Below are 7,633 nucleotides of genomic sequence, written 5' to 3' on the forward strand. Positions count from 1 at the left end.
CCCAAAGGCGCCGCAAAGCGAGTATCGATGACCGAAACACATCAGACATCCACGTCCGATTCCAGTTGGTTTGAGCGGAAACGCAATCTCCATGGAATGATCATTGCACTGGTGCTGGTATGCATCGCACTGGTCGTGGCTGATTTGTTTTACACCAATCCACACCCGCATTTCGAAGCGGAAACATGGTTGGGGTTCCAGGCTGGTTTTGGATTCATCGCTTTCGTGGTGATTGTCTTTTTGGGCGCTGTGCTGCGTCAGATCGTGGAACGTCCGGAGGACTACTATGATCGTTGATCCGCCTCCCGGAATGCTGATGATCGTGGGGGCAATCCTGATTCCGTTGCTGGGTCGGTTTCAGGCCTACGGCGCGCTTGCGCTGGCGTCACTAAGCCTGCTGCTGTTCTACAACACACCGATCGGGACAAGCGGACAGGTGGAACTGTTCGGCGCGTCACTGGAAATGGTACGGATCGATTCACTCAGCCGTATCTTTGGTTTTGTTTTCCACCTCGCTGCGATTCTTGCGGCGATCTACGCGCTGCATGTGCGGGACACGCGGCAACACATTGCCGGCCTGATTTATGCGGGCGCCGCGATCGGTGCTTGTTGCGCAGGCGACCTGATCACGTTGTTTGTGTATTGGGAGTTGACGGCGATCTCGAGTGTCTTTTTGATCTGGGCGAGTGACAACGAGCGTTCCTATCGCGCCGGGATGAGATACTTGATCATCCAAGTCGGCTCGGGGGTCCTGCTGCTTTCGGGCACTGTATTGCAGTATGTGGAAACCGGATCGCTGTCGTTCGCCGACATGACAACCGTTGATTCATCGGCGATTTCGGCGGCGTGGGGATTAACACCTGCCGCAACGTTGATTCTGATTGCCTTTGGAATCAAATGCGCGTTTCCGTTACTGCACAATTGGTTGCAAGACTCCTATCCGGAATCGACACCAACCGGCACGGTGTTTTTGAGTGCGTTCACGACCAAACTTGCGGTCTACTCCCTGATCCGAGGCTTCGCCGGTTTTGAGCCGCTAATTTGGATCGGCTGCGTAATGACACTGTTTCCGATCGTGTTTGCGGTCATCGAGAATGACCTCCGCCGAGTCCTCTCGTACAGTTTGAACAACCAACTCGGCTTTATGGTCGTGGGCATCGGGATTGGGACCGAACTTGCCATCAACGGCGCGGTGGCCCATGCCTTCTGTCACATCATCTATAAATCATTGTTGTTCATGTCGATGGGCGCGGTGCTGTACCGGGTCGGCACAATCAAAGCAACAGAGTTGGGGGGGCTTCACAAGTCGATGCCGCTGACGACCATTTTTTGTTTGATCGGTGCCGGCGCGATCTCCGGGTTTCCGTTGCTGAGCGGTTTCATCAGTAAATCAATGATCTTGTCGGCCGCTGCAGAACAGCATCAGTTGATCGTCTGGCTGGTATTGTTGGTCGCGTCAGCCGGTGTGATGGAACACTCCGGAATCAAAATCCCCTTCTTTGCGTTCTTCGCACACGATTCTGGCAAACGAGTCCCCGAAGCCCCGTGGAACATGCTGACGGCGATGGGAATTGCTGCGCTGGCCTGTGTTGCGCTGGGCATTGCATACCCGCTGCTCTATCGGATGCTGCCGTACGATGTTGAATACCATCCCTACACGGTCACACACGTCGTCACACAGTTGCAATTGTTGATGTTTGCCGCATTGGCGTTTGTCGTGTTGATGCAAACGGGACTCTATCCGGCGGAACACCGCGCGACCAACCTGGATACCGACTGGGTTTATCGGCGAGCATTGCCGAAACTGGTCGGGGTGGTACGAACATCAGTTCAAACCGTTGACCGAGCGATGCGACAAAACACGGTAGCGTTCCTCCAACGCGCAGTGACTGCCGGATCACGAGAACTGAGTGAAACGGGAACACTTGGCCGCACGTGGTCGACCAATTCGATGGCGTTTTGGGCCACCCTTTTGTTGGCCCTGTGCCTGCTGATGTATTACTTCTAGTCCGGCAATCATTTCTCGCCTGCTGCGACCCCGGGCGGCAAAATGCATCAAAACGCTGACCATGCACATGCATCCTTGGGTCACGCTGTCGCCGCAGGCAGTGCATTGCCCTTGGATTGGAACCAACACTCTAGCGCCGCCACGGCCAGGAAATAGTACACGTAGAGTTCGGACGTTTCTTCGACAAGCAATTTTGCTTCTCGCAGCGCTGTGCTCTGATCAAAGGTTTCCCACAGACCAGCGCTGTCAAAGAGCTGACAAAGAGAAATCAACAGGATTCCCGCAGTCACAAAGATGCCAAACCATCGGGCTGCGATGGCGTGTGACAGATCGCTGACAAATTCATCTCGACCGCGACAAACCAAGAAGAAGACTAACAACGCGAGTGGGCCTCCCGCGACGTATTTGTAGGCATCGTCAAAGAGGAACGATTCGAGAAACGAGTCACACTCCTTTGCACCCGCATAAGCCACGACGCAAGCAAGCACCCCGAACACAGTGGCACCCGATTTGCCCATGAAGTAGACCCGGGCAAAAACACCTGCGGTGCAGAGTGTCAAACCAACCTGCATCCACTCCAACATCCCATTTTCGCTTGCCAAAGCGATGACGCCAACCGAATTTAACTTCCAAACAATCACTTGTCCCAACGCAAGCGACAGAATTCCATAGATGGCGAATCGGACTAAGACGCCGCCCAGCGACTCATTTGCACATGGATGGTGGGACACGGCGGCACCGGTAAAGTGTGAATAGACGAGAGGGAATAACGGACCGGACCTAGAACATCCAAATGACAAGGTCAGGGTTGCAGCCACACACGACGCCAGGGGTCAACCACGGCGATGATGATTTTCAGGCAGTGTATCCGAAATCTTAACAAAGTGGGAATGTCGCGATTCACCGACGAGAAGCATCAGCAACCCCATCGACCAGTCCACACCCGCCGCCCGGTCAGCTCGCTGGTTTTATTCGCCGGATTTGTGTTTCAGTCTCTCGCCCTTTCACAAGTCCGAACAAAAGATGAACTAGGATGGCAGCGTCAATCTTTAGATCAGCTCCAGAGTTCCAGAGAGACTGAAGTCCAACTGGGTGCAAACACTGAACAAACGCCTCTTTCCGCCGGCGCGTTTCGCTGCAGCAACCACCACGCTCTGGGACAATCGCTATATCATGCCGGATGTCAAACTGCTGACTGATACGACGATGCCACCGGTCACTCCAATCCACTGCTCCAAACCACTGCTCCAATTCCGAAATGAGAATGAAAATGACCAAGACTCGAATCGCCCACAGATTTGTTGCGGGTGCTTTGTTAAGCGCCTTCGCGGCGACTTCTGCCCACGCTCAATCGGCGGTCCCCGCATCTGTCACCACGCCCGATAAGGTCGAGACCCGTCTCGGAACGCTCGAATTCAATGACGGCCAACCCAATCAGGCGACCCTCGAGAAAGTCTATGACAACCTGGATTTCATGCACGCAACGCGCGCGTTTTCGGACACCCTGCAAGGCGTCAGCATCCACGCCCTCCGCGAGGGAATTGCGAGCGTCGGTGTCAAGGACAACGAGGTCATTGTCTTCTCCGAGCTGATGGATGCCAAGTCACTCTTCCTGACGGCCAACGCCGACACGATCTACATCATCGGCGGCCTCGATCTCTCCAAGGGTCCGATGGTGATCGAGGTGCCACCACAGGTTCTTGGCACGGTTCAGGACGCATGGTTCCGCTGGGTCATCGACATGGGACTGCCCGGTCCGGACCGCGGTGAAGGCGGCAAGTATCTGATCGTTCCCCCGAATTACAAAGGCGCTTTGCCGGAGGGTGAGTTTAATGTTGCCCACTCCAAGACCGTCCACGGCATCTGGTTCGCCCGCGCGTTCCTACAGGACGGCAACGATCCCAAACCCATCGTTCAGCGGATCAAAAAGTTCACCAAGGTCTACCCATACAATCCCGGCGGTGTCGGCACCCCGATCGCCGAATTTTTGGCGGGCGAGGCCAAACTCGGTCCGATCAGTTCTCCTCCGGCGACCGTGTTCCATGAAGGCAGCGGCAAAGTGATGAACACCCTGCCGCCGAATGACTGGACCTACTACGAGATGCTCAACGAAGTCGTGCAGCAGGAACCGGCCACTTCACTCGATCCAGAACTGATGGGTCCGATCGCCGCCATCGGCATTGTCAAAGGCAAACCGTTTGCACCTGACGCGCGGATGAAGAAGATTCTCACGGAAGCACTGGCTGTTGCCAATGCAACCTCGCGCAGCTTGTTCATGAACCCACGCGATCGTTCCTGGTACTACTATGCGGATGCCAACTGGCAGAACATGCTGTTTGCTACCGGCCACGAATTCGAGACGCCGATTCCCATGATCACCAAAGAGGGCGTGAAGCCGTTCCCGACAACCGGCTATCGAAAGCTCGACGCGCGCCGCGCCTTTTTCTACGGTGTCACCGGGATCACGCCGGCGATGGCAATGCGTCTGCCCGGCATCGGATCGACCTATCTGTGGACCATGTTGGATTCCGATGGGAACTACTTCGACGGTGCCAAGACCTACAAGGTCACGCTGCCCAAGGACGTTCCCGCCGAAAAATTCTGGTCGTTCACGCTTTACGACACCATGACCCGCTCGATGCTGGACACTCCGCAGCGCTACCCTCGCGCAGGCAGTCAAAGCTATCCCTCGCCGGCCGCGATTCACAATACGGACGGTTCCACCACCATTTATTTCGGCCCAGAGCAACCTGACAACGTGAAACGCAGCAACTGGATCCAGACGCTTCCCGGCAAGGGCTTCATCCCCTGCCTGCGCCTTTACAGCCCGCTTGAGCCATTTTTTGACAAGAGCTGGCAACCGACCGAGGTCGAACTGGTGAAATAGAATCCCTCTTGGTTTGGTAACACGCGGGTCGCCTCGCCGAGAGGCGGCCCGCACATTCCCTACGTCGGCAAATTTGATCCGAGCAACTGCAGCACAAACAAAGAAGCAAACCATGAACACGAACCGGCGGATTTTTCTGAGCAGGATTTTTGTGGCTGCCTTGATGGCAATCGCACTTCCTGTGCAAGCGCAGACCATCAACGGCAAGCCCGGTTCCCCGAGCGCCACCACGACCGTCGATGGCAAACAACTTCCCGCGCCCGACCCCAAATTTGGTGGAACGATCGAGAAGAACGCATCGCAGTCGAAAGCTTGGTGGGCGCCGCGCACGGTGCCGCCTCAACAGGCCCCGAATGTGTTGCTGGTCATGACGGACGACGTGGGATTTGGCGCACCGAGCACCTTCGGAGGCGTGATTCCCACGCCGGCGCTCGATCGCATCGCCAACAACGGGCTGCGTTATACGAATTTCCATTCGACGTCACTTTGCTCACCCACGCGCGCTGCACTGATCACAGGGCGGAACCATCACTCGGTGGGCTTCGGAGTGATCTCCGAACAATCAACGGGCTTCCCCGGTTACAACAGCATCATCGGCAAGGACAAGGCCACGATCGGTCGGACGCTGCTGGATAACGGTTTTGCGACAAGCTGGTTCGGAAAGGACCACAATACGCCCACCTTCACCGCCAGCCAGGTCGGTCCCTTCGACCAATGGCCGATCGGCATGGGGTTTGAATATTTCTACGGATTCGTCGGCGGTGACACCAGCCAGTGGCAGCCCAACTTGTATCGCAACACGACGCCCATTTATCCCTACCTGGGCAAACCCGAGTGGAACCTGACCACCGCCCAAGCCGACGACGCAATCGCCTGGTTGAATCGCATCGACCAGATCGATCCCAGCAAACCGTTCTTCTGCTATTACGTTCCCGGCGGCACGCATGCTCCGCACCATGCGACGCCAGAGTGGATCAAGAAGATCGAGGACATGCACTTGTTCGACGACGGTTGGAATGAACTGCGTCAAACGATTTACGCCAACCAGAAAAAGCTCGGCGTGATTCCCCAAGACGCCAAACTGACACCCTGGCCGGACGACCTGTTGAAGCAGTGGGAAGATCTGACGGTCGATGAAAAGAAATTGTTCATCCGCCAGGTGAATGTCTACGCCGCTTACCTTGCCTATACCGATCACGAAATCGGTCGGGTGATTCAAGCGGTCGAGGACATGGGCAAACTCGATAACACGATCATCGTTTACATTAGCGGTGACAACGGTGGCAGCGTCGAAGGCACGCTGCTGGGAACGCCGAATGAAGTCGCCGCGTTCAACGGAATCGATGTTCCTGTAGACGTGCAGTTGGAAAAATTCTACGACGTGTGGGGCAGTGACGAAACCTACAACCACATGGCCGTGCCCTGGTCGTGGGCACTTAATACGCCGTTCAAATGGTCAAAGCAGATTGCATCGCACTTTGGCGGCATCCGCCAAGGGATGTGTGTCTCCTGGCCAGGTCACATCGATGACAAAGGGGGCATTCGTCATCAGTTTCATCATGTGATCGACGTGGTGCCAACCATTTTGGAAGTCTGCGGGATCCCCGCGCCACAGGAGGTCAATGGCATTCCACAAGCACCGATTGAAGGCGTGAGTTTTGCCTATACCTTCGCGAAAGAAAACGCCGATGCGCCCTCGACCCACAAAACGCAGTACTTTGAGATGATGGGCGACCATGCCATCTATCACGACGGCTGGATCGCCAGCACGAAAGTCATTCGCCCGCCATGGGAGATTGTTGGGCCGGTCAACCAAGACCCTTTCGGCAACGTGACCTGGGAACTGTTCGACCTCAGCAAAGACTGGACGCAGTTCAACGACGTGGCTGCCGAGAATCCTGACAAGCTTGCCGAGATGAAGAAGCTGTTCTTGCAGCAAGCGGAAAAGTACCAGGTGCTGCCGCTCGATGCTTCGGTGGCGACACGATTGGTTTCACCGCGACCGAACATCACCGCCGGACGCACCGAGTTTGTCTACAAAGTGCCGATGACAGGCATCCCCCAAGGGGACTCGCCATTGATCTTGAACACTTCCTACACGATCACGGCGGAAGTCGAAATTCCCGCTGGCGGTGCCGAAGGAGTACTGCTGACCTCTGGTGGACGATTCGGCGGCTACGGGTTTTACCTGCTCGACGGCAAACCCGTGTTTCTCTGGAATCTAGTTGACCTGGATCGTCTACGCTGGGAGGGCAAAGAAGCGATCGCACCCGGCCAACATACGATCGAGTTCGATTTCCAATACGACGGTGTGGGTGCCGGCACGCTGGCGTTCAATAGCATGAGCGGCATCGGCCGCAGCGGCACAGGCGTGTTGAAGGTCGACGGCAAAACAGTCGCCACACAAAAGATGGAAAAGACCGTGCCGCTGATCTTGCAGTGGGACGAAACGTTTGACGTCGGTAGCGACACCGGCACGCCCGTCGATGATGCCGATTACAAGGTTCCGTTCGAGTTCACCGGCAAGCTGAACAAACTGACGCTGAAAATGGATCGTCCGCAACTGTCACCGGACGACATCAAAAAGCTCGAAGCAGCAACGCGGAACAATCGAGCGAGCGAGTAGCAACCACTCGACGAGCAAACTTAAACGGCATCGCCACGGCGGTGCCGTAACAACAGGTGCGCCCGGCAACCTGGCGGTCATCGATGCATCAGTTTCCCTACCGATTGCCTGC

General features: G+C 56.0%; 5 protein-coding genes. 4 read left to right on the forward strand and 1 reads right to left on the reverse strand.

All coding sequences use genetic code 11. The annotated features are described in order from the left end of the window. Positions 1-27 precede the first annotated feature (27 nt). Positions 28-297: a hypothetical protein gene (locus NHH03_RS15340; protein WP_253157602.1), complete on the forward strand. Its 270-nt coding sequence runs from the start codon at positions 28-30 to the stop codon at positions 295-297. Next, a complete protein-coding gene (locus NHH03_RS15345; RefSeq protein ID WP_253157604.1) occupies positions 287-2,008 on the forward strand; it encodes a Na(+)/H(+) antiporter subunit D in 1,722 nt (573 codons plus the stop codon). The genes NHH03_RS15340 and NHH03_RS15345 overlap by 11 nt, the downstream gene beginning before the upstream one ends. 80 nt (positions 2,009-2,088) lie before the next feature. Here NHH03_RS15345 and NHH03_RS15350 read toward each other — a convergent pair whose 3' ends face one another. Further along, on the reverse strand, positions 2,089-2,739 hold the full coding sequence (locus tag NHH03_RS15350) for a hypothetical protein (RefSeq protein ID WP_253157605.1): 651 nt from the start codon (positions 2,737-2,739) through the stop codon (positions 2,089-2,091). A 533-nt stretch (positions 2,740-3,272) separates the two neighbouring features. Between NHH03_RS15350 and NHH03_RS15355 the strand changes: the two genes are divergently transcribed. Further along, positions 3,273-4,895 (forward strand): DUF1254 domain-containing protein, encoded by a 1,623-nt coding sequence (locus NHH03_RS15355; RefSeq protein WP_253157606.1) that lies wholly within the window; start codon positions 3,273-3,275, stop codon positions 4,893-4,895. Positions 4,896-5,058: 163 nt separating this feature from the next. Then, complete coding sequence (locus tag NHH03_RS15360) at positions 5,059-7,521, forward strand: arylsulfatase (protein WP_253157608.1); 2,463 nt, start codon at positions 5,059-5,061, stop codon at positions 7,519-7,521. Positions 7,522-7,633 lie beyond the last annotated feature (112 nt).

Origin of the sequence: Stieleria tagensis, from assembly GCF_024129865.1 — a bacterium.
Lineage (GTDB): Bacteria > Planctomycetota > Planctomycetia > Pirellulales > Pirellulaceae > Stieleria > Stieleria tagensis.

What these genes read in the sequence shown, in the direction of transcription:
- NHH03_RS15340 (WP_253157602.1), top strand. Translation starts at nt 28, where the DNA reads ATGACCGAAACACATCAGACATCCACGTCCGATTCCAGTTGGTTTGAG.
- NHH03_RS15360 (WP_253157608.1), top strand. Translation starts at nt 5,059, where the DNA reads ATGGCAATCGCACTTCCTGTGCAAGCGCAGACCATCAACGGCAAGCCC.
- NHH03_RS15345 (WP_253157604.1), top strand. Translation starts at nt 287, where the DNA reads ATGATCGTTGATCCGCCTCCCGGAATGCTGATGATCGTGGGGGCAATC.
- NHH03_RS15355 (WP_253157606.1), top strand. Translation starts at nt 3,273, where the DNA reads ATGAAAATGACCAAGACTCGAATCGCCCACAGATTTGTTGCGGGTGCT.